Annotated in this window: 9 protein-coding genes and 2 pseudogenes; 4 read left to right on the top strand and 7 right to left on the bottom strand. The window is 71.7% G+C overall.

Annotated features, from left to right (window positions below; translation table 11 throughout):
• Positions 1–838 precede the first annotated feature (838 nt).
• Positions 839–13,399, top strand: a complete 12,561-nt coding sequence (locus IEY89_RS34810; RefSeq protein ID WP_229695584.1) for a non-ribosomal peptide synthetase/type I polyketide synthase — start codon at positions 839–841, stop codon at positions 13,397–13,399.
• Positions 13,400–13,644: 245 nt separating this feature from the next.
• On the opposite strand, the gene IEY89_RS34815 is transcribed toward IEY89_RS34810, so the two are convergent.
• Positions 13,645–14,388 carry a YqjF family protein gene (locus IEY89_RS34815; protein ID WP_189151537.1) on the bottom strand — a complete coding sequence of 248 codons (744 nt, stop codon included), beginning with the start codon at positions 14,386–14,388 and terminating at the stop codon, positions 13,645–13,647.
• Positions 14,389–14,570: 182 nt separating this feature from the next.
• On the opposite strand from IEY89_RS34815, the pseudogene IEY89_RS34820 reads away from it, so the two are divergent.
• Positions 14,571–15,358 (top strand): annotated as a pseudogene (locus tag IEY89_RS34820) (IS5 family transposase).
• A gap of 751 nt (positions 15,359–16,109) precedes the next feature.
• Here IEY89_RS34820 and IEY89_RS34825 read toward each other — a convergent pair.
• Positions 16,110–17,345 (bottom strand): eCIS core domain-containing protein, encoded by a 1,236-nt coding sequence (locus IEY89_RS34825; protein WP_229695585.1) that lies wholly within the window; start codon positions 17,343–17,345, stop codon positions 16,110–16,112.
• Between the two features lie 333 nt (positions 17,346–17,678).
• Positions 17,679–18,935 (bottom strand): cation:proton antiporter, encoded by a 1,257-nt coding sequence (locus IEY89_RS34830; protein WP_189151539.1) that lies wholly within the window; start codon positions 18,933–18,935, stop codon positions 17,679–17,681.
• A gap of 709 nt (positions 18,936–19,644) precedes the next feature.
• Between IEY89_RS34830 and IEY89_RS34835 the strand changes: the two genes are divergently transcribed.
• Positions 19,645–20,139 (top strand): phosphatase PAP2 family protein, encoded by a 495-nt coding sequence (locus IEY89_RS34835; RefSeq protein ID WP_229695586.1) that lies wholly within the window; start codon positions 19,645–19,647, stop codon positions 20,137–20,139.
• A 12-nt stretch (positions 20,140–20,151) separates the two neighbouring features.
• Here IEY89_RS34835 and IEY89_RS34840 read toward each other — a convergent pair.
• From IEY89_RS34840 to IEY89_RS34850, 3 genes and pseudogenes are all read right to left on the bottom strand, one after another.
• Positions 20,152–20,337 (bottom strand): annotated as a pseudogene (locus IEY89_RS34840) (IS5/IS1182 family transposase); the annotation flags it as partial.
• A gap of 111 nt (positions 20,338–20,448) precedes the next feature.
• Complete coding sequence (locus IEY89_RS34845; protein ID WP_308437478.1) at positions 20,449–21,297, bottom strand: transposase domain-containing protein; 849 nt, start codon at positions 21,295–21,297, stop codon at positions 20,449–20,451.
• A gap of 134 nt (positions 21,298–21,431) precedes the next feature.
• A complete protein-coding gene (locus IEY89_RS34850; RefSeq protein ID WP_189151542.1) occupies positions 21,432–21,821 on the bottom strand; it encodes a hypothetical protein in 390 nt (129 codons plus the stop codon).
• Positions 21,822–22,591: 770 nt separating this feature from the next.
• Here IEY89_RS34850 and IEY89_RS34855 point away from each other — a divergent pair.
• Positions 22,592–22,861, top strand: a complete 270-nt coding sequence (locus IEY89_RS34855; protein ID WP_229695587.1) for a hypothetical protein — start codon at positions 22,592–22,594, stop codon at positions 22,859–22,861.
• Positions 22,862–23,304: 443 nt separating this feature from the next.
• Here IEY89_RS34855 and IEY89_RS34860 read toward each other — a convergent pair.
• A partial coding sequence (locus tag IEY89_RS34860; protein WP_444545549.1) for a ferredoxin reductase family protein occupies positions 23,305–24,100 on the bottom strand: 796 nt, incomplete at its 5' end.

Consider the following 24,100-nt stretch of genomic DNA (forward strand, 5'->3'; position numbering starts at 1 on the left):
CAGATCTCTCGGCCGTACCGGCGGCACCGCCGGGTTCGGTGAGATCCGTTGCGGACGGTGGGCGGCCGCGACATCAGACCGTACGACACGGGACCCGGACAGCCCGGTGTCCGGATGCGCTGCCCGGACGTACGCCAGGAACTCAGCGCACAGCCCCCGACGAGGTGTTGCAGTGCGCTGACCTGCCGTGGGTCGGGCCGGTAGTCGGGTGCGTACGCGCACTCGGTCTGCCGACGGGCGGGCTGGGTGGAAGGCACGGGGCTGTGACGTGGACACTGCCGCAACCGATGCCCGCCACCCCTGTGCCCGACCCAGCACCCAGCCCTCCTTCCAGGGTGGGCGGGACAGCCGAAGTGCGACAGGTGGCAGGCCCTGGTCTCTACCGACGCGGGGCGGGCGGTACTGCGCTCGATCGAGGCACGGCACCGAGACGGGGTCGGCCTTCCCCTAGGTAATCGCCGGGACCGGAACGACCTCGCCGCCCGGACAAGGCCAGGCGTACGACGGTGCAGTTGGCGTTTCAGGCCAACGGGCCGGTGCCGTCGGCATCGACGGTGACGGCGCTGGTCGTCGGGCTGAGACTGCCGATGGAGGAGCGGCAGGAATGGCGGCCCGTCGCTGTGTCCTCACGTTCTCATCCGGTCCGCAGTGATCGAGCCGAGAGCGTGCCGGCCAGGGAGAGCAGCGGAGCCTGTACCTCCATCCACCGGCCCCCAGCCACACCACGAGCATGGTCTTCCCCGAGACGAAGGCACTGCCCGAGAACTCCCTTGCCCAGGACTCATGGGCGCTCGAAGGCCTCCGTGTTCGTGCCCGCCATTCGAGTAGGGTCCGCAGGGTGGAGAGATCGACTGAAGGTGTGAACGGCGGAGCCGCGTCGACCTTGCTGGACGTACTGCTCGGGGCGGCGCGGGAGGCCCCCGGCCAGACCGTCGTGCATGTCCGGGGAGACGGCGGCGAACACTCGGTCACCTTCGCCCAACTCCGGGACGACGCACTGCGCGTGGCGGGCGGGCTCGTGGCGGCGGGCGTGACACCGGGCACCCCGCTGCCACTGGTCGCCGACCGGGGTGACACCTTCCAGCCGATGTTCTGGGGCGCGCTGGCGGCAGGGGCCGTACCCGTCCCCCTCGCCCCGGAGCCGCGCCGGATCGGCCCGGTGTGGGAACTGCTCGGCAGGCCGCCCGTGGTGGCGGACGAGTCGACGACCGCCGTCGTCACCGGGACGAGCGACGGGCCTGATACGCAACCGGGCGGCACAACAGCGGTGTTGAAGCTGGACGATCTCCGTCGCGGCCGCCCGCTGCAGATCCTCCACCGGCCCGCTACGCACGATGTCGCCTTCCTCCAGTTCTCCTCCGGCAGTACCGGCACACCCAAGGGCGTGGAGCTGACCCACGCCGCGATCCTCGCCAACCTCCGCCAGATCCGGGCCGCGATGGCGATCACCTCGGACGATGTGATCGCGACCTGGATGCCGTACTTCCACGACATGGGCCTCATCGGCACGCATCTCGTCCCCATGGCCGCGCGCCTGAAGCAGATACGGATCGAGCCGCTGTCCTTCGCCAAGCGGCCCGCCCTGTGGTTCGAGGCCGTTGCCCGCCACCGCGCCACGCTCCTGTCGGCCGCGAACTTCGCCCTCTCCCTCGCGGTACGCCGCGTCCCGGCGACCGCGCTCGCCGGTCTCGACCTCGGCTGTGTACGCCTGATGCTCGTCGGCGCCGAGCCCATCGCACCGCGCGTATGGCGGGAGTTCACGGCCCTGACGGCTCCGGCGGGGCTGGACCCGCGCGCCCTGCTGCCGGTGTACGGCCTGGCCGAGGCCACCCTCGCCGTGACCGTGCCACCGCTCGGCGAGACCGCCGCGCCGCTCGTGCTGGACCGGGCCGCACTCAGCCGGGGCCGGGTGACGGAGACCGAAGTGGGGCCGCAGGCCGTGGAGTTGATGGATCTGGGGCGTCCGGTGGAGGGCTGCGAGGTCCGGATCACCGGCGAATCCGGCGTCCTGTCGGGTGATCTGCGGGTCGGGCATGTGGAGGTGCGGGGGCCGCAGTTGGGGCGCGGGTACCACCGGGCGCACGAGGCGAGCGCGGAGGCGTTCGGGGGTGACGGTTGGCTGCGTACCGGTGACCTCGGCTTCCTGCGGGACGGGCGGCTGTGCGTCACGGGGCGCCACAAGGACGTGGTGTTCGTCAACGGCCGCACGTTTCATTCCTCGGACCTGGAGGAGGCGGTCGCCGCGACGCCCGGGCTGCCGGCGGGGATCGTGGCGGTCGTGGGGTCCACGGATTCGGACGGCGGGGGCGAGCGGGTCGTCGCGTTCGTGCAGTGGGCACGGCCCGAGCCGTCCGTCGCCGCACCGGTGCTCCGCGCCGCCGCCGGCCGACTGCGGGAGGTCCTCGGCCACGACGACGTACGGGTGCTGCCGTTGCCGCCGGGGGCGTTCCCCCGTACCACCAGCGGCAAACTGCGCCGGGGGGTGCTGCGGACGCGCTTCGAGGGCGGAACGTACACGGCGGTGGAGGAGCGCTGGGTCGGCACGGCGGCCACGGTGGCGGGCGGGACGGCCGGGGCGGGAGTGGTCGCTCCACGGTCCCTGCGCGAGGTTCAGGAGTCGGTACGGGAAGTCTGGGCGGGCGTGCTGGAGCTGCCCGTGTCCGAAGTCGGGCTTCAGGAGCGGTTCTTCGACCTCGGCGGGTCCTCGCTCAAGGCGATGACTGTGCTCGCCGCGCTGGAGGACACGTTCTCCTTGACGGTGGAGCCGGGTGCGCTGCGGGACCACGACACGGTGGCGGGTCTTGCCGGGCATGTTCTCGCGCTGCTGTCGGCCGCGGAGTCGGACGGGCGCCTCACGGCTCGGGCGGAACCGTCCGGTGGCAGCGGCGGGCACGTCGTGGCTGATCGCCTGGCTCCCCGCGCCCCTGCAGGGCTTACGGCTCCCGCAAGACCCGGTTCCGATGACGGAGCCCTCGCTGTTCTCTCCGCGGCCTGTCGGTTCCCCGACGGCGACACACTTGAGGCCTTCTGGGAGTTGCTCGCAGCCGGTGGTGAGACGATCGGCGAGATACCCGAGGGCCGGCGCGGGAACGAGGGGCACCGCCCGACGCCCCGCTCGGGTTCCTTCCTTCCCGATCCCGCGGCCTTCGACGCCGGGTTCTTCGGCATGGACGAGGTGGAGGCACGGGCGACCGACCCGCAGGCCCGGATCTTCCTGGAACTGGCCCATGAGGCGCTGGAGCGTGCCGGATACGCGGGCCCCCGGCGAGCCGGCCGCAGGATCGGGGTCTTCACGGCGACCGGCGACAGCGGATACCGCGAGATCCTGGCCGAGGCCGCCGAAGGGGACCTCGCCCGCCACCCGGCCGCCCTCACCGGCAACCTCCCCAACCTGATCGCCGCCCGGGTCTCCCAGGTACTGGACCTGAACGGCCCCGCCCTGGCCGTCGACACGGCCTGCTCCTCCGCGCTGGTCGCCCTGCACCTGGCCCGACGCAGTCTGCTGGCCGGCGAATGCGACCTCGCGGTGGTCGGCGGCGTCAACCTGGGCCTGACCCCGACCGGCCACCGCCTCCTCGAGGCGACGGGCGCGCTGTCGCCGACCGGCAGGTGCCGCGCGTTCGCCGCCGACGCGGACGGTTTCGCACCGGGGGAAGGCGGCGCGGCGATCGTCCTTGCCCGCCTCGACGATGCCCGCGCCGCCGACGACCCGGTCCTCGCCCTCGTCCGCGGTACGGCAATGAACAACGACGGCCGCTCGCTCGGCCTCCTCGCCCCCACGCCGCGCGGCCAGCGCGAGGTGATCGTCCGTGCTTACGAGGAGTGCGGCGTCGATCCGGCCGACGTGTCGTACGTCGAGGCGCACGGCACGGGAACGCCGATCGGCGACCCCGTCGAGGCGCAGTCTCTCGGCCAGGCGTTCCCGCCCCGCGCCGACGGCGTCCCACGACGACTCGGCTCGGTCAAGGCGAACCTGGGGCACCTCCTCAACGCGGCCGGCATGCCCGCCCTCGTCAAGGTCGTCCTCGCCCTCTCCCACCGCCGGCTCCCGCCCTCCTCGCACACCGGGCCGCCCGCCCCCTTTCTCGCACACACCGCCCCGGGCTTCCGCCTGGTCACCGGGTACGAGGAGTGGACCGGCGCGGAGGGCCGTCCGCTGATCGCCGGCGTCAACTCCTTCGGCTTCGGCGGCACCAACGCCCACGCGGTCCTGGAAGAGGCACCGAGGGACGTGGCGGGGGCGGCGGCCACCGACGCTACCGCGATACCCCGGACCACCTGCGGCCCACACCTGCTGACCTTGTCCGCCCGCACCGGAGGCGCACTGCGCGTCGCCGCCGCCGAGTTGGCCGCGCATCTGCGGGCTCACCCCGAACTGGACGAGGGGGACGTGTGCGCCACCGTCAACACCGCCCGGGACGAGGGGCCGTACCGACTGGCCGTGGTAGCGCAGGGGGACCTCGCGGAGCAACTCGAGGAAGCGGAAACGCAGAGCGCGGTCGGAGAGACCGGAGGGGTCGGGCGGCTGGGTTCCGCGAGGGCGGCGATGAAGCCCGTGCGGACCCGGCCGCGCACGGTGTTCGTCCTACCCGGCCAGGGGGCCCAACGGCTCGCTCTCGGCCGGGAGTTGTACCGTTCGGCACCCGCGTTCCGTGACGTCCTGGAGGAGGCCTCGTCCCTCACCGGGCCGATTCTCGGCCGTAGTCTGGCCGCCTGGTGCCTGGACGAGGACGCCGACCCCAAGGCCCTGGCCCGCACAGAGGTGACACAGCCGCTGCTGGTCGCGTTCGGGGCGGGTCTGGCCGGGCAGTTGGCCGCGTGGGGCGTGACGCCCGACGCGGTCGTGGGCCACAGCGTCGGCGAGATCACCGCAGCATGTGTCGCCGGCGCCCTGCCGCTGGCCGAGGCGGTCGGTTTCGCCGCCGAACGCGGTCGCCTGGTGGGCGAGCTGGCCGCGCCGGGCGCCATGGCGGCCGTACGGGGTGACGAGGACACCGTCGCCGCCGTGGTCGCCGAATCCGACGGCACGCTCTGCGTCGCCGCCGTCAACTCCCCCACGCAGGTGGTGCTGGCGGGCGAGGCGGAGACCGTCGACCGGGCGGTCGCGGCCCTCACCGCCCGTGGCGTCGCCGCCCGCCGTCTACGCGTCTCGCACGCCTTCCACTCCCCCATGCTCAATCCTGTACTCGGCCCCCTGCACAACGCGGCGAAGGCCCTGACGGTCCACCCGGCCACCGTCCCGATGCTGAGCACGGTCACCGGCCGGTGGGGCCCCGACCTGACCCCCGGTTCCGGCTACTGGCGCGACCACGCGATCCGCCCCGTCCGTTTCGCCGCCGCCGTCTCCCGGCTCCTCGACGAGGGTTACGACACTTTCGTCGAACTCGGCCCGGGCGCCTCTCTCTCCGGCCCGATCCACGCAGCCGCCGCCGCGCGTTCCGGCGTCATGTCCTCCGAAGTGGCGGTCCTGCCCGCCCTTCCGTCCGACGCGGCAGCGGGAGCTGAGGCCCTGCTGCGGACCGTGGGCCGACTCTGGACCCGTGGGGCCCCGCTGTCCCCGTCGTCTCCGGCCCGCAGCACGGTACGTCGACGGGTCCCCGTCCCGACGTACCCGTTCCAGCGCGGCCACCACTGGCCGGACGGACTCCACACGGCGCCCCGGCCCAGTGCGGCAAGTGCATCATCCACGGCACCTCCCTCGCCCGACGGCATACCCGCCCCGCAGCCCCTCCTCTGGCGCGACGCCCCGCTCACCGCCGGCCCCGGCCCCCGTGTCGTACGGCTGACCGGCGCCGACACTCCCCTGCGGCGATCGGTCGTCGCCCGGCTCACCGAGGGCGGAGTTACGGTACTGGCACCGGAACCGGCGTCGGCCCGGAACGGAGCCTCGGAGGAAACCGAGAACACGGCCGCCCCGGACGCCGTGCTGTGGTTCGCCGGGGACACGACCGGGCCGGAGCCGGACACCGGCGCCGCCGTCTCCGCCCTCCGCGAGGTGCTGCGAGCGCTCGGCACGGCTCCCGCCCGCCTGCTGCTGGTCACGGAGAACGCGTGCAGCACCGGCAGCGGCGACGCCTCCGCCCGCACCCGCCCCGCCCAGGCCCTCCTGCACGGTTTCGCCCTGGCCATGCCCGAGGAGCTCCCGGGACTCTCGTCCCTGAGCGTCGACCTGTCCTCCGAGGACGCGCTCGACGCGCAACTCACCGCTCTGGAAGCCGAGTTGCACACCACACCACTCGGCTCCGGCGCGGGCGGCACCGTCGCCTGGAGGGCGGGCCGCCGACTCACCCGTACGCCTGCGGCCGCACCCCTCGTTCCGCCGATCTCCCCGGCGCCACTGCCCCCGAACGGCACGTACCTGATCACCGGCGGTGCAGGCGGCCTCGGCTCCGCGCTCGCCCGTGACCTCGCACAACGCGGCGCCCCGACCCTCGTCCTCACCGGCCGGACCCCCACCCCACCGCGCGCGCTGCTCACCGAACTACGCGCCCTCGGCGCCCGCGCCCGCTACCAGGCGGCCGACGTCGGCGACGCGGACGACGTCGACGAGCTCATCGCCGGCCTGCCGCCGCTGACCGCGGTGTTCCACGCTGCGGGCACGGCCCGCCCCGGCAGTCTGCGCGCCAAGTCGGACCACGAGATAGAAGCCGTACTCGCCGCGAAGGTGCACGGCACCACCATGCTCGCCGAGTCCCTGCGCCGGCACGGCCAGAAGGACGCCCTCCGCATCGTCTTCTCGTCCGTCTCCGCCGTACTGCCCGGCCTGGCCGGCGCCCTCGGTGACTACGCCGCCGCCAACTCCTTCCTCGACGCCTTCGCCACCGCCCAACGCGCCGCCGGCCGCCCCTGGCAGACGATCGCCTTCGGCCCCGTCACCGACACGGGACTGGCGAGCGGAACAGGCGCCCGGAGCCGACTCCGGCCTCACGGGCCCGCACGCGCCACGGCCCCCATGACCGTAGAGGCCGCCCTTGCGGGCCTCCACGCGGCGGTCGGCCTGGACGCGGCGCACGTCCTGGTGACGGGCGTGGACGTCACGGACCCCGCACCCGTTCCGACAGGGGCAGGCTTCAGCACGGCCCACCCGCACACCACCGGCCGACGCGACGACCCGAACCAGCCGCCCGCCCACATCGACCGTGCCCCCTCCGACGACACAGCCGCCCGACGCACCGCCACCGCTCCGTACCCGATCACCGCCGTCATACGCCGGCTCCTGGCCGACGCCCTGCACCGCTCCCCGCAGGACATCGGCGACGACGAACAGTTCCTCACCCTCGGCCTGGACTCGCTCAGCGCCGTCGACCTCGCCCGCCGCCTGGAACGCGAAATCGGCCGCCCCCTGCCGGCCACCCTTTTCTTCGAGCACCGCACGATCGGCGAACTGGCAACCCACCTGGCGACCACCGAGCCACCGAGGGCGAACCCCACCCCGTACCCGCCTGGCCCGACAACCACGACGACCACGGCCGAGGGCCGTCGCACCCTCCCCCTCACCCCCCTCCAACTCGCCTTCCACACCACCGAAACCCTCCACGAGGGCATCACCGCCCACGGCTACGTACGCCAGAGCGTCAGCGGCCCCCTCGACGCCGTCCTTCTGGGCCAGGCACTGGCCCACCTCGCCGCCCGCCACCCGATGCTGCGGATGCGGATCACCGACACCTCCGCCCGCCCACGCCAGTACGCGGCACCCGCCGGTCCCGTCGACACGGCACCTCGCTGGTACGAGGTCCGGGAACCGCAGGACCTGGCACAGCTGGAGCAGACCCTGTGCAACCGCCCGTTCGACCTGACGACGGAGGACCCGGTCCGAGCCGTCCTCGTCCACGACGGTGACGACACGGACCTCGCCCACCTTCTCCTGGTCGTCCACCACGCAGCCGTCGACGGCTACAGCCTCAAACTCCTCGCCGAGGAGCTCTGGTCCCGCTACACGGCCCTCGCGCGCGGCGACGACGCATACGAGAGGAGCGACGCGCTGCCCGCAGCCCAGGCCGAGTTCGCCGACTACGTGGCTGCCGTCACCACCGAGCGCCAGTCCCCGGCGTTCACACAGGACCAGCGGTACTGGCGCGACCGCCTCGCCGAGCACACCCTCGCCACTGCGACGGCACCCCTCTCCCTGCCGTACGACGGCGATCCCGAAGTACCCCCCGTCCCTCCCCTCACCCACCACCGCACCGGCATCGACGAGGAACTGACCGCCGCACTCCGCGAGACCGCCGCGCGCAACGGGGTCTCGTTGTTCCACCTGTTGCTGGCGGCGTACGGCCGTTGCCTGGCCCGGTGGAGCGGGCGGCGGGCCGTCGCGGTCAACGTGGCGCGAGCCCGACGGGAGTCGCCGATCGTCGGCATCGAGCGGCTGGTGGGGCCGCTGGCCGACACGCTGCCGGTGTTCGTGGACGTCGACCCCGACGAGCCGGTCATCTCGCTCGCCGACCGGCTACGGCGGATCTGGCGGGAGGCCGAGGCCCACGCGACCCTGAGCAGCACAGACTTCGCCCGGCTACTGGCCGAACTGCGGCCCGCCAGGGGCCCGGCGCCACGCACCGCGGCCGAGGCCGGGTTCAGCCTCGCCCGCTTCCCTGTGGTCCACGGCCCCGACTGGCCGGTCACCGTCACGCCCACGGCCGCGGCCACCGCGTCCGCCGCCACCCGGCTCGGCCTGCTGTGCTGGGAGGCCGACGCCGCGCTGCGCCTGTCGTGGAACTACCCGGCCCGCCTGTTCCGCCCCGAGACCGTACGCCGCCTCGCCGACGAGTACGTCACCGAACTGCGCGCCGCCGTAACCGGCCCGTCAGCCACCCCGGTCTCCGCCGCACGCGCCTCAACCACTCCGATCTCCGTCGCGGACAGCGCGGACAGCGCAGACACTGCGGACTGCACGGACGGCGGCGGGGTCGTGGCCCGCCTGTGCGCCCGGTTCCGCGCCACGCCCCAGTCCATCGCCGTCGCCACCGACGGCCGGACCACCCTCACCTATGCCGCCCTCGACACCGCGTCCGCCGCCCTCGCCGCCCGGCTGCGCGCCCATGGTGTACGCCCCGGCGACCTGGTCGGACTGCTCACCGAACCCGGCGGCACGGACACGGTGACCGGAGTCGTGGGCATCCTGCGGGCGGGCGCCGGATGGGTGCCGCTGGACGCCACCCACCCCACCGCCCGGCACCGGGAACAGTTGGCCCGCACGGCAGTTCGCGTACTGGTCTGCGACGCGGCGACCCACGAAGCCGCCACCGGCCTGGACGGGATCACGCCGGTCAGCACTGCGGAATCCGTCGACGCCGCACCGCTCGTCGCCCCAGGAGACGGCGACCCCGGCCCCGAGGCCATCGCCTACGTCATCTTCACCTCCGGCTCGACAGGTCGGCCCAAGGCCGTCCCCATCACCCACCGGTCGATGACGAACTACCTCGACTGGTCACTGGCCACCTTCGGCTACGGCCCCGGCGACCGGCTCGCACAGACCGCTTCGGTCTGTTTCGACGCCTCCGTACGGCAGTTGCTGGCGCCTCTGCTGAGCGGCGCAACGGTGCACACCCTCTCGCGCGACCTGCTGCGCGACCCCGAGGCGCTGCTCGACCGCGTCGTCGAGGACCGCATCACGGTGTGGAGCTCGGTCCCGACGCTGTGGGAACGCCTACTGACCGCCGCCGAGGAACGCACCCGCCAAAACGGCGTGGCCCCCGACCTCTCCGCCCTGCGCTGGGTCCACGTGGGAGGCGAGGCCCTGCCGGCGGCCCACGTACGCCGCTGGTTCGACCTCGTCGGCACCCCCACCGGCCACACCCCTCACCACCCGGGCCCCCACCGGATCGCCAACCTCTACGGCCCCACTGAGGCCACCATCAACGCCACCTGCCACATCATCGACACCCGGCCCGCCGACGACGTACGCCACCTGCCCATCGGCCGCCCGATCGCCGGCACTTACCTGACGGTGATCGGCGAGGACGGCCGCGAGCGCGCCCCCGGCGAATCCGGCGAACTCCTCATCGCCGGAACCGGCCTCACCCCCGGCTACCTGGGAGACCCCCACCTCACCAGCGCCGCCTTCACGGAGAGGGACGGCCGCCGCTGGTACCGCAGCGGCGACCGCGTCCGCCGTACGGCCGAAGGGGTACTGGAGTTCCTGGGCCGACTCGACGACCAGGTCAAGGTCCGCGGCCACCGTGTGGAACTCGGCGAGGTCGAGGCCGCCCTGCTCGCTCACCCCGGCGTGGCCCGCGCGGCCGTCCTGCTGCTCGACGGACGGCTCGTGGCGTACGCGGAGCCCAGGACCGGTGCGTACACCCTCGACCCACGCGAGGTGCGCGCCCACCTCTCCCGCACCCTGCCCCCGTACATGCTCCCGGCCCGCATCCACTCCTTGGCGGCCCTGCCGCTCACCGGCACAGGCAAGATCGACCGCAACCGGCTCACGCTCCGGAAGGAGCCCACGGACACCGAATCCCCGGGCAGGCCTCCCGCGACCCCCACCGAGCTCCTGCTGGCGCGCGCCTGGTCCGAACTGCTGGACGTACCGGAGTCCGGCATCAGCGGCCAGGACGACTTCTTCGCACTCGGCGGCGACTCCATCAGCGTGCTGGAACTGTTCTCCCGCCTGCGCCGCGAACACCCCGTGCTGCCTCGTCCGACCACCGTCTACACGCACCGCACACTGAGCGCCCTGGCTGCCGCCATCGACGCCGGCGCCACGGCCACTAGGGCCACGACGGCCACGACGGCCACGACGGCCACGACCGCGAGTCAGCACCCCGAACCAGTGGCCATCCTCGACCCCTTCGCCTCCTACCCCCTCACGCCCTCCCAACAGGGCTTCCTCCTCGCCGACGCCATCGCCTCCGGCACACCTGACACTCCCGGTGCGACCGGGGCTCACGGCGGCAACCCCGCCTGGCTGGCCCGTTTCCGTATCCGCGGCCTCCTCGACCCGGACCTGTTCCAACGCGCCGTCGACGTCCTCATGGCCCGGCACCCCATGCTCCGCACGGTCTTCCCGGCCGGCGCCCGCCCACCCGTGCAGCAGGAACTCCCGGCCTCTCTACGACTCCCCGTCGAGACGGAGACCCTGGCCGACCCCGGACTACTGGAGGATCGGGCCGCCGAGGAGGCACGCCGCCGCTTCGAACCCTGGGCGTGGCCCCTGCTGCGGCTGCGCCTCTTCACCGTCGCGCCGGAAGAGCACGTCCTTCTCGTCCACGCCCACCACCTCATCGGCGACGGCTACAGCGCGGCGCTCCTCACCCGCGAACTCCTCACCGTGTACGGACGTTTCGAACGCGGCCTCCCCCACGGTCTGGAGCTGCTGCAGTCGACCTTCCGCGACCACGTGCTCCAGCGGACCGCTCACCACCGTCCCACCAACATCCCCCGACCACCGGCCTTGGAACCGCAGGCCCCGGAACCGCAGATCGAGGAGTACCGCGCCCGCCACCACACCCCGTACACCCCACCCGTCCTACGCACACTCCGCTCCGGCGCCCTCACCCCCGGCTTCCACACCACGACCTTCACCCTCGGTGCCGACCGCACCCACGCCCTGCGCGGCCTGGCCCGTACCTGCGGCACCACACTGCACGCCCCGGTCCTGACCTCGTACTACCGCGCCCTCGCCACCCTCACCGGCCGCCGTGACCTGGTCCTCGGCCTGGCCGTCACCGGACGGGACGAGACCACGCGGGACGCCCACCGCGTCTTCGGCCCGTTCAGCGAGGCGGTGGCCTTGCGCCCGGACCTCGTCCCCGGCCTCGTCCCCTCCCCCTCCCTCGCTCCCGTCCCCGGATTCGACGAAGACCTCCGCCGTATGTCCACAGAGTCGATCGTGGCCCGCGCCACCGGCCCCCTGGACCTGCGTACGCCCCAAGGACTCCCCCGTACCGCCCAGTTCTTCTTCACCTTCCTCGACTTCACCGCTCTCGGCCCGCCCCCCGACGCCACTCTGACCCTCCAGGCCGACGACACCGACACCGCGCTCGCCCCGCCACCGGTGGGTACCGACGTCCTCCTTGCCGTACGCCCCTCCCCGGACGGCGAAGGCCTGCGCGTGACGGCCCGCGCGGCGGCGACCGCCCTCACGTCGGGCGAACTCCTCGATTTCGCAGGCGAGTTGAGGAAGCAGCTCGAAGAAGCAGTCATCCAGCGCAGCGACGTCTCCACCCCGGCCTCCCCGGCCCTCGACGCCGCCCTCATCGGATACCTCCCCGCCCCTCACCACCTGGCCGCCTTCGCCGGATTCCCCACCCACGCGGCCCCCAGCCGCGAACACATCCGCGCCCTGCTGTTCCCGGAGGGCAAGGCCAGGCTCCTGGAGAGCGTCACCAGTCCGCTGGGCAGATCCGGTTTCGTCTCACTCCCGCTGTTCGCCGACGAACTGACCGGTCCACTCCCCACCGGCAATCCGACCACCCTGGCCGCCCTCACAGCGCACGCCGTCGAACACGCCGCAACCCTCGGCGCCCGCTGCGTCTCGCTGGCAGGCATGATTCCGTCCCTCACCGGCTACGGCTACGACGTCCTGCGCGAGGCCTCGGCGACCAGCACGACCGCAGGCACCTCCCCAACCCTCACCACCGGACACGCGGCCACGACCGTCGCCGTGGTCAAGACCGTCCACGCCGCCCTCACCGCGACGGACCGCGACCTCGCGGAACTCACCCTCGCCGTCGTCGGCTGCGGATCCATCGGCACGTCATCGCTGCGCCTGCTCCTCGCCCGTAGCCCCCACCCGCCGGCCCGTCTCCTGCTCTGCGACGTGCCCGGCAGCGCACCCCGCCTCCACGACCTGGCCGCGGAACTGGCGGCCGAGCACCCCGCGATGCCCGTGAAGGTCGTCGAGTCGGTCGACGCCAGGGCCCTCCCCACCGAGGTCTACGGGGAGGCCGACGTCATCGTCACGGCAGTGAGCGGCAGCACGACGACCCTGCTGGACGTCGACCGGCTGCGGCCCGGCACGATCGTCGTGGACGACTCCTTCCCCCACTGTTTCGACACCACGCGAGCCCTGGACCGTATGCGTCACGAGCAGGACGTGCTGCTCGTCGGAGGAGGCCTGCTGGCCCTGGACTCGACCGAGACGCACCTGTCGCCGGACCTCCCGGCCGCCGCCCTCACCGGCCATGCCACCGCCCGCACCCAGCACCACCTCACGCTCCACCTCCCCGGCACCCTCGCCTCCTGCCGCCTGGAGTCCCTCCTCCACGCCCACCTCTCCGACCCGGACTCAGGTGGTAGGGAACTCCCCCTTGTCCACGGCCTCGTCGACCTCCCCGGGGCCCTCGCCCACTGGGACGCCGCCGAAGCCGCCGGAGTCCGCCCTGCCCCCCTCCACCTCCTCGACCACGCCGTCCCCCCGGAGGCTCTCAGCGCCCTGCCCCCGGCACGCCGGTCGCACTGAACACCCTCATGCGGGACGCCCGGCCGGGAATTGCCCCTGCCGGGCGTTCACGAGATCCGCTCGGCGGCCTCGGCGAATCCGACGAGGCACGCGGCATCTCGCTCGAGCGATGGGGTACTTGCGTGAGGCCAGGCTTGCCAAGGACTCGCAGATCCTTGGTCAGTCCTCGGCCCTCACCCCCTGCCGGGAGACCGTGACCAGAAGGGTGGGGAATGCGCGAGCTGAAGTTTCCCCGTGTCTGCGAATCAGGGTGTGGAAATACCCGCCGGGCGGCCCAGGCGCACGGGTACACCCGGGGAGTACAGCACACTGACCGGCTCCTGGCGTGGCGCAGGCAGCCCGGCCGCGGTGATCAGGTTCTCCTCGCACGTGACCAGCTCGGCGCGGTGCAGGGGCCAGCGTGGATGGTGGTTGGGGAGATGGGCGGCCCCGCCGAAGAAGGTGTTGTGCATCCCCCAGCGCGCGGTGAGGAAGTGCTCCAGCTCGGTCGGCTCCGCGATGCGTTCACCGGGGCGCACCACGAGACGGCTGTAGGCGCCTCGCGGGCCGGGCCAGCGTCGGGAACTCGTGTAGGTGACGGTTCCGGCGGACCTGCGCACTCTCATCCGGGACCATAGGTACGGCAGCCGGAAGGTGGCCCGTCCCATCGCGACGGGGATCAGCCGTGCCGCGTCCATCGACCGGAATACGACCCCTCGCCGGCCATGACCGTCGACCGAGTACAAACGGACGTTGGTCTCCGGAAACGACCCGAGGTACGGCACCCCTGGCAGCCGGAACCAGCCGACCCGGTGCATCCGGAACGCGACGAGACCGATGTACGTCACCCCGTTGTGCGTGTCGGGAACGGTCCCGCGCGGCAGCAGCCCCGCTACCGCCTCTGGGGCGATGGACCAGTGGACAAAGCACAGGTCGAGCCACTGCTGCGTGAGGAGCGGGAAGGCTATGGCGCCGGGGGCGTCGGGAGTGACTGGGGCTGGCTTGTCCACGGCGCCAGCATGCCAGGCGACCAGGGCGCAGCGCTTCCCGCCCGGGTACGCCCCTCTGGTCCCGGCTGCCCCGGTGCCGCCATTCATTCCGGAAAGAGGGCGCCCACGAGCCCAGTCTGAAAGGGTGGAGCCAGGCGAGGGTCTGTCCGACGACCCACCTGGTTTTGCCCACGCAAGTGCCCTTGACGACTCGGCCGTGGACCGTGGAGGACGGCTTGTGGGCGCTGATCGAGCCGTTGCTGCCGCCTTGGCCCGAGCGGTCTCCGGGGCCGAAGCCGGTGGCGGACAGGCTATGTCTGGAGGGCATTCTGTATGTCCTGCACCAGGACGTCGCTTGGCAGCTCCTGCCCCTGGAGCTACGGTTTGGCTCGGGGCAGACCTGCTGGCGGCGCCTGGACCACTGGCAGCAGGCAGGCGTCTTCGACAGGTTGCACCGCATCCTGCTCGCGGAGCTGAACGCGGCCGGCGAACTCGGCTGGACCCGCGCGTGCGTGGACGGCTCCCACGTCCGCGCCAAAGAAGGGGAGACGCGACCGGTCCATCGCGGGTCGACCGGCGGAAGACTGGCAGCAATCACCATCTGATCTGCGACGGGAAGGGCACTCCGCTCCACGTCATCACGACTGCGGCGAACGTCAACGACATCACGCAGACTCTCGGCCTCGTCAACGGCATCCCGCCGGTGGCCGGGCGTTGAGCATCGGGCCGTCCCCGTCGACGCCCCGAGTCCATCCTGGGCGACAAGGCGTACGACTCCCGGGTAGTCCGCCGTGAACTGCGCACACGCCGGATCGTGCCGGCCATCTCCCGCGAAGGCGCCCCGACCATCAAGGGCCTGGGTAAACCCCGCTACGTCGTCGAGCAGGCCTTCGCCCTCCTCCACCAGTTCGAACGCCTCGCCATCCGAGGGGAACGACGCCTCGAACTCCACGACGCCTTCGTCTCCCTGACACTCAGCCTCACCTGCTGACGACGCCTCAAGAAGGCCCACCCAGGACCCTTTACGAGCTCTTGCCGCCGCCATTCGCTGCTCGTCCACAGGGCAGCGGGACGGCTCCGTGTGATGAGCGGGCCGTGTTCACTGCCGTGGTGTACGTGCGTACTGACCAGCGGTTGTGCTGGGCGGCATCAAAGAGACAGAACCTAGCCCGCAACCGGATCAACAAGACGGAACTTGCCCGCCGTTCGGGGCTGGGGCGTACTACGGTGTCGGAGGCCTTCCAGTCCGACGGGCCGCTGCCTCAGCCCATGCAGTGGAGGCACTGGCCCACGCCTTGAAACTGGATGACGGGGAGTTGCTGCGGTTGCAGCGGGACGCGGCCCAGGGCCGGGGGCGGCAGGTTCCGGGTCGTCCATTTCCAGGAACGGAGCCGCACGCCCTGGAGGTTCATCCGGCCGGGCCTGGCAACATCGCTGCCGGCAACGCGGCGCCGGGGCCGGCTGCCTCACAGCCTCTGTGACTTACCGATCCGTGCGGGTGAGCCAGCGGCGGATCGCCCGGCGCCGGGCGGATCCCGCCCGCTGCGAAGATCGCGACCCGTCCGGATCTTCGAGAGGAAGCCACTCGTGCGCTCCATCCGCTCCATCGGCGCCGCCGGGCCGCTCCGTTCCCCTGGACTTGATGATCGAGGGGGAGGGCCAAGGGATGAGCGAACGCGGCGCCTTACGGGGTGCGAGTCTTGATGTGGGTGGTGATCGCGACCGCCCAGCGCCCGGTCGGCTCACGTCATGGTGACCACCGAGTACCTGTCGCTCGCGGAGCTGTCCCACGAGACGTCGACCCGGCAGCGCACCGGCTGGCCGGTGGCGGTGAGTCCGCTGGCCGTGATGGTCCCCGACGGGTCGGCCGTGGTGCTGAACAGGCCCCCGGCGGGCGCAGCCCCGCCCCGGGTGAATCCCAGAGTGCCCGGCGCCGCGGTAGTGGGATAGAACACCGCGTCCCCCGTGATCGTGTAGGTCCCTCGCGTGGTGTTCACGCGTTTCCTTCCCGGGATGATGGAGGGCAGGCCGAAGGTGTCCTCCGCGCCGTCGGAGACGTTGCCCTGCGCGTCGACCTCCCACAGCTCCCAATAGCGGCCGACCGTGGCGTTCACGGTCGAGCTTTTTGCCGTGACGTAGGCGTCGATGGCCGTACTCGGCAGGGCGGTCCACGCCTGACCGTCCCACTGCTCCACGGCGAAGACCCGATTGATCTCCTGGACGATCACCCCCTGCTGAGGAGGGTGGACGCTCAACTGCCGCCTGCGTTCGAAGCCGCCGCACTCGCCTTCCAGATCGTCTGCCGTCAGGTGCGTGAGGGCGACCTGTGTCGCGACCGGCGCAGCAGGGGTGGTCGCCGTTGGGGCACGCTGAATCGGCGCCGGCGAGTGGTCATCCGTCCGTGATCCCCCGAGAGACACCAGGCCGGTTCCCGGGAAGGGTCGGGCCACCGGTGCGGGCAGCGGGCGACGCAGGGCCTCGGTGGCGTTCGCCTCGGCCGCGCGCTCGAAGCGGTCGGAGGGGCTCGACACCCGGAGTCCCGATCCGATCTCGGTGCCGGCCACCGGGCCCTGCCGCTGCTGGATCACGTGGGTGAGTTCGTGAGCGAGGGTGTGGTCGTCCGAGCCGCCGCGGCCGAGCACGACGTGGTCGCCCGAGGTGTAGGCGCGGGCGCCGATCTCGGCCGCGGACCGGGCTGCCGGGGCGCCGTCGTGGACGCGCACGGCACGGAAGTCCGCCGCCAGCCGCGACTCCATCTCGGTGCGCACCGGTTCGGCCAGCGGCCGGCCCGGGGAGCGCAGGACGTCGTGCACGCTGGAGCGCTGTACCGGTGCGGCCTCTGCCTCGGCGTCCGTACCGGTCGCGGTGTCCCGTCCGCCGCCGGAGGGGTGGTGGACGTGCCGCTGTTGCTGGATCCTCCGGGCGACCGCCGCGTTGCCGACGGTGGTCTGGAGGAACAGAGCCGATGCCGGAGTCATCGGTGTGTCCGCCCGGACCTCCTGATCCGTGACGGACGCCAGGCGAGCGCTCCGGCGGTCGGGCGCCGCCGAATCGTTCCGCGGGTTCTTCGTGTGTTCGTGCACAAGCCCCTCCTGCCGCCACGGCACCCACTCCACGCGGATGCCCGTAGCCAGGGCTTATCAGGCACCGACGCGGCGGAGTAGGGCCGGGAGGGCACACCACGGGCACTCTCTGTGCCCGGCAGGATCAGGACGTTGCCGCGCTCCGAGGTGAAGGTGACGTTGTCCCGGTAGAGGGTGACGATGTCGTCGTACCGGCTGAGTGCCGCGAGTGCTGCAAAATCGCGGCTGCTAGATAGATCGGTTCTCTCGGAGTCGGTCGAGGCGTGCGATGACCGGGCCCGCCGTGACACCGTGCAGCACGACCGAGGCCAGCACGGTGAAGGTCACCACTGCCCACAGCTCCCGCTGCGGGACAGCGAAGCCATGCTGGCCCAGGGCGTAGGCAAGGTAGTACAACGAGCCGATGCCCCGGACGCCGTATGCCGCGACGACCCAGCGTTCCCGGCTCCCCAGGGAGCTCCGCAGCAGTCCGGCCCACCCCGACAGCGGCCGGATCACCAGCAGCACCACGCATGCGGTGACCGCGCCCCGCCACGTGAGAGCGGACAGGCCGCCCAGCGCGATGAAGGCACCCAGCAGGAACAGCACGGCCGCAGTCAGCAGGCGCTCCACCTGCTCCATGAAGTCGTGCAGGACGTTGTGGTAGCCGTGTGCTCGCTCGGCGGCCCGGATGGCGCACGCGGTGACGAACACCGCCAGGAAGCCATAACCCCCGGCAAGCTCCGTCACTCCGTAGGACAGGAAGGTGGCGCCCAACGCGACGAAACCCTCCCGGTGCTGCGACAGCCGCAGCGCCCTTGACCGTGTCCAAAAGAAGAGCCAACCGAGCAGCCGCCCCATCAGTAGCCCGCCCAGCGCACCGACAGCGCACTTGAACGCGAAGTCCTGCAGGGCCCACGGACCGATCCACTCAGCCGACCAGCCGCTGCCTGCGGCGGCGGCCAGCCCCACGGCCGCGTACGTCAGCGGAAACGCGAGTCCGTCGTTCAGGCCCGCCTCACTGGTGAGAGCGAACCGCACCTCGTCCTCATCGTGTTCGTCATCCGTGGGCTCGCCCACCCGCACTTCCGCTGCGAGCACCGGATCTGTGGGCGCCAGGACAGCCCCCAGCAGCAGCGCGGCGGCCGGGGGCCAGTCCAGCAACCACCAGGCCACCAGCGCGGTGGTCACGAACGTCAATGGCATGGTGACACCCAGCAACCGCCAGGTCGCGCCCCACCGGTGCCGCCCGAAGGGCCGGTTGAGCGCCAGCCCCGCACCCATCAACGAGATGATCACCACGACCTCGGTGACATGCTCGGCCACCACCCGGTCATCCACCGGATCGATCACGGGCAGCGGCAGGGGCAGCAAATACACGCCGACGCCGCACAGCAGGAAGACCAGCGGTAGCGACAGCGGTCGTCCGGCCAGGACACGAGGCAGCACGGCCGCGAGCAACGCGCCGACCCCCAGCCACGCAAAAACCGCGTCCGCACTCGTCACCGGTATGGCCCGCCCCTCGCGTCACCGTGGATCATTGGGTATGCCCTGCCGGGCGTTCCGGTCGAATATCCCGCATCACGCAGGTCATGCCTGACAACGAGCGGCCCTGCCCCAGCCGTCGGCTGGGGCAGGGGTGGCTTCCTGGAGGGGAGACCCACCTCCGGTCGGCGAAGGGGACGCAGCATCCCAGCCGCGCCGTGGCCTCGTGCTGGGGTGCGCGCTGGCGATCCGGGACGCCGAGAGAGGCCGTGGTCGCGCCGGAGATGCTCGATCAGGTGCGGTTGCCGCTGAAGGCGGCGGCTGCCGAGATCCCTGCTCAAGCCGGGATACTGAGTCAGCGTATCTGGCACCGCCCCCGACGGCATCGCGGGCACTTTCCCGCGGATAGCGTCCAGGTTTCTGCCGCCACTCGGCGCAGCCGCGGCACCGGGCCGGCCCCGGCCGGTGCGGTCCTGTGCGGACTGCGGGTGCTGGGGCATCGCCAGAGAGGAAGACCGTCCCGATGGCCACGGCGTGGAAGACCTGTGCCGCGCATGCCTGGCCTACGTGCGCGAGGCTGGGCTCCGTGTGGGGAGCGAGGAAGACCGACGCCCTCTCGGATGAGGTAATTGCCGAGGTCGTCGAGTTAGGCGCTGCGCAGATCGGGAAGTCGCAATTCATGAGAGTGCTGGCGGATCTTCGTGAGGGTGATCACCGGTTGACTCGGTGGGTGGCGTCGTGGCGGTCCCCCTCCGTACGCAGGCTGCTGCCGGCGGTGGAGGCGACGGCGGAGCACACCAAGCTGTGGTGGGGTGCCGCCGCCGTCATGTCCACCGTCGGGCGGCGGGGGCGCAGGGCCGCGACCGCCGGCCTGGCGAGCATGGCCGTGGCGGAACTGGCCTCCAACTGTGTCCTCAAGCAGATATGGCATCGGCGCCGGCCGCCGAAGGAATGGATCTCGCACCCGGAGGTCCATGACCGCCCAGACTCCTCGTCGTTCCCCTCCGGGCACACCGCTGCGGGCGTGGCGTTCAGCGCCGCAGTGGCAGCGGTGTGGCCCTGGGCGGGCGCGGTGTCCGCGGTGCCCGCCGTCTTGGTGGCGGTCGAACGTGTACACACGGGCGCCCACTACCCCTCCGACGTCGCCGTCGGCGCCGCGACCGGTCTGGCCGCAGCCGCACTGGTACATCGTGCTCCCCGTCTGGCCCGGCGCTTGCTGCTGTGACAGCCGACCGAAACGTGGTCGGCCGTGTACCCCGCGGAGGCGGGGTATCGCGTCCAGCAGCAACATCAGCCGAGAGACATCGTGACGATTCCCGCCGGTCAGCCAGACGGCCGGCGGAGTGCCAAGCCGGTCGACGATCAAGTGGTGTTTGCTGCCCGGCCGAGCCCGGTCGACCGGCGAAGATCCGGTGTGATCCCCCCCCGCAGCTGGTGTTGGGCCGGCCGCCGGCGTGGCGCTCGCTGCAGCGGGACATCCGCGACCTGACCTTGCGAGTGCTGACCCGGTGCCGCCCCGGCGGAAGCAGGCCTGTCAGGATCCGGTGGCCGAGCATCCCGAGGAGTGGGTCCCGATCGGTGTCCGCGGGATGACGCCGGTGGCCTGGATCACTTGGTCGCGGGCGGTGTGGAGCGCGATACCGAAACAGCAGCAGTCCCGGTCGGTTCCGGGGAGGGACTCAGCGGCGGCGACCATCACGGTGCGCAGGGCCTGGTTGAGCGTGAGCAGGGACCACATCTCCTGCTCGATGCCTGCCGGGTCGCCCGAGCGCAGGTTGCGCCCGTTCATGATCGTGTGGCGGAGTGCGCAGTACGTCGATTCGTGCTCCCAGCGCTGGTGGTGAGGATCGGCGTGCGCCGGTTGCTGCGTAGCCCGGCCCAGGACCTGGGCGCCGGTGTCGGTGACAGCCGCGAGGAAGGCGTTGCTGTCGGATCCCTTGTCCCGCAGCATCAGCATGTCCGGCCGCAGCAGGTGCAGTAGCCGGTGAGCGCAGCTCGTCACCCTCGGCGGTGGGGGCGAACACGGCGCCGTTCGGGGGCCGGTCTCGACCAGCGTCACCGCCTCCAGCGTCGGATAGCCGTGCTGCGAAGTCCTCCCCAACCAGGCCCGGTTCCGCTCGGATGCGGGGACTCGCAGCGAACTGCAGCCGTCGAACGACACCATCCGGTAGGCACTGAAACGCCCCCCTGGCGTTGTCGGCAGGGCCGGCAACCCGGCCAGCACCCCGAACAACGCCCGCACAGGTGTGCTGCCGATCCGTCGGCGCAGATCACGCAGGGCCTTCGCCGACGGACAGACCACGGGCATCCCGGACAGACCAACGGTCAGCTTGTCCCTGACGAGGCGATAGCCGACCTCGGAGGACAGGCACATGGCCAGCAGGAAGTAGCCCCGGCTCGCGAGGGCCGGTCACACAGCTGCCGCTGTACTGCTCTCGCCTCCGCAAGGACCACGTCCACGAGCTCGAACGGCACGACGGCCCTTGGGCCGAACGCCACCCGGGCCGGAGGGGCAGGTTACGGCAGACGGTTGACGAGTTCGGCCTGGAACAGCGTGGTGGTCGATTCGACCGTCATCGACTTCTGGTCGCGGAAGTCGTAGCAGGCCGCGCTGGCCCACACCACGTACGTGTAGCCGACCGGGGCACTGACGGGGATATCGGTCCACTCCCCCGGCTTGACGAAGGTGCAGGTGTTGCTGACGCGGGTGCCGTCGGGCTTGATGACAAAGGCAACGACGGAGTCGGCGGGACCCGCGGCCCCATTTGCGTTGGTCACCTTGACCCGCAGGGTGAAGGCCTGGTCGGCGGCGGCTTGGGCCGCGGGCGCCTGGATCAGAGCCACACTGGCCAGTGTGGCGGTCAGCAGGCCCGCCGTCTTGGCGGCGCGGCGTCGCAAAGCGCTCACGTTCGGATTCCTCTCGTGGGGGGGCGAAGGTCATGTCATGCACATGACTAATCTGGAAGATCCTAGACGGCCGCTCGCGCGTCACACAATCCGCTCGGCACGAAGGTCGTTCGAGCGTCTTTCAACCTTGCAGTTCCCGGGGTTGGAGCGGGTCGCGGTTACCGACCCTTTTCGGGTTGCCCTCGAGTGGTGTCGCTGGGTGATCCCTGCGGTATGCCGGTGTTATGCGGTGCGCGGAGCCGTGCACGAAGGAGGTCTGTCCGCGGGTAAGAGCACCGCGGCGGTGCAGGACGGTTGCTGCCGCATTCGGTAGGTGTGGTCGTGGAGTCCGTCGAGCGAGTGGCCGAGGCAGTCACGTTTCGTACTCGTGCCGGACGCTCCCGGCGAGATGTACGTCCGGGCGGGTGCACGGGCGGTACCGGCGCCGCCTCGCTGACGCACCCACCGGCGCGGCCCCCGTCGCGATCGGGTTCTTGGCGCGGCGCTTCACGTGCCTCAACTCCCGTTGCCCGGCGATGATGTTCGCCGAACAGATGCAAGGGCTGACCAGCCCTCACACCCGCTACCCCCACTGCTTCGAACGGTGCTCACCTCGATCACCCTGACACGGGCGGGCGGTCCATGCTGAGGCGCGGCTTGCCGGCGCGTTGAGCATCCGCGTGGCGAAGGACACCCTCCCGCATCTCCTTCGCGCCGTCCCCGAATCGCCTCCGGCCCAGGTCAGAGTGCTGGGCGTGGACGATTTCGAGTTACGTAAGGGTGATTCGTACGTGACCATCCTCATCAACCTGGAGGCCCGCCGACCGCCCGATGTGCTGCCCGACCGGCGCGCCGCACCGCTGGCCGACTGGCTGCGCGGTCACCCCGAGACAAAGGTCATCTACCGGAACCGGGCCGGCGCCCACACGAAGGACGCCCGCACCGGCGCCCCGCAGCCGAAGCAGATCGCACAGACGGGTGGCATCTGTGGCGGAACCTCGCCGAGGCTCTGGAGAAGACGGTCGGCACCAGCCACAGCTGCATCCTGGCCGCGTTGGTGACACCCTTTGCGGCTGTCATCAGTCACGGAACCCAACAGAGAGCACGTACGGAGAGCCGCTTCCGTCTGCTGGAGCCTTGGGGGGCCAACACCCGCACGGGCCCCGGCCATCGCTACTGATCCGCCGAACGCGCGAGGCCCCGTCTGCGTAAAAGCAGGTGCGCCGGGGCAGGACGCATCGCACGGTACAGAGATCGCCCTGGGTCGGCGCGCTTATTTCTCAGGCGGGGGAACGAGCGCCGCCCATCGCCATGCTCGAAGGTTTGAGCGGGGAACTGGCGCCGCTGATCAGGAATTGCGTGCCGACGCTCCACACCGGTTTCGCCCAGCCCGACAACTACTGGGCAGGGCTTCGAAACCGCACGGTGAGTGGTGGTAGTGGGCCGGAGTCCGCGGATCTGCGCCGAGGCTCCGATGGACGCGCCCATCGGAGCCTCAACGCCGTCAGCCCAGGCCGAACCGTTCGGCGTGCACCTGCAGGTGGGGAACCTTCAGTCCGTGCAGGGAGCTGAGCACTGCCGAGGTCATCGCGGGCGGGCCACAGACGTACACGTCGCGTTCGGCCAGGTCGGGAACCAGAGCGCGGAGACTCTCCGGCTCGAACGGCGCGCTGCCCTCCCCCGTACGGCCCGTGAGCAGGTGCAGCTGCCCACCGAGGTCCGCGACCAGAGTTCGTACCTCATCGACCAGCACGGCGTCGTCCTCGCTGCGCACCCGGTAGAGCACGACGACATCGCCGCCCGCTTCCTCCTCCAGCAGGGCGCGCACCGGCGTGATGCCCACTCCTCCGGCGATCAGCAGTGCGCCGGGCCGTGTCCGGTGCAACGAGGTGAACGCCCCGTACGGCCCCTCGACGAACGCGCGGCTCCCGACCGGGAGGTGCCGCAGGCCGGCGCTGGTGCTGCCGACCGCCTTGGCCGTCAGGCGCAGTGTGCGGCCGTCGGGTGCCGCCGACAGCGAGAAGGGGTTCGCCAGCCACCAGTGGTTGTGACCGGGAAACCGCCAGATGCAGAACTGGCCCGCCCTGGCCGGCAGCCTGTCGAGGTGCCGGCCGGTGACGTGCACCGACACCACGCCGTCCGACTCCGGCACCACCGCCACGACCTCGAACCGGTGATAGACGTTGCGCCACAGCGGCATCACGATCCGCCCCGCGACCAGGGCACCGAACGCGAACAACCACAGGGCCCACCAGTAGGTCATCGCGGGCGCGGAGGAGCTGAACGTCGTGGTCTCCTGC

Source organism: Streptomyces lacrimifluminis (assembly GCF_014646095.1).
GTDB lineage: Bacteria > Actinomycetota > Actinomycetes > Streptomycetales > Streptomycetaceae > Streptomyces > Streptomyces lacrimifluminis.

Excerpts from the sequence above, each read along its gene's own strand:
- IEY89_RS34825 (WP_229695585.1), bottom strand. The coding sequence starts at position 17,345 with ATGACTCCGGCATCGGCTCTGTTCCTCCAGACCACCGTCGGCAACGCG.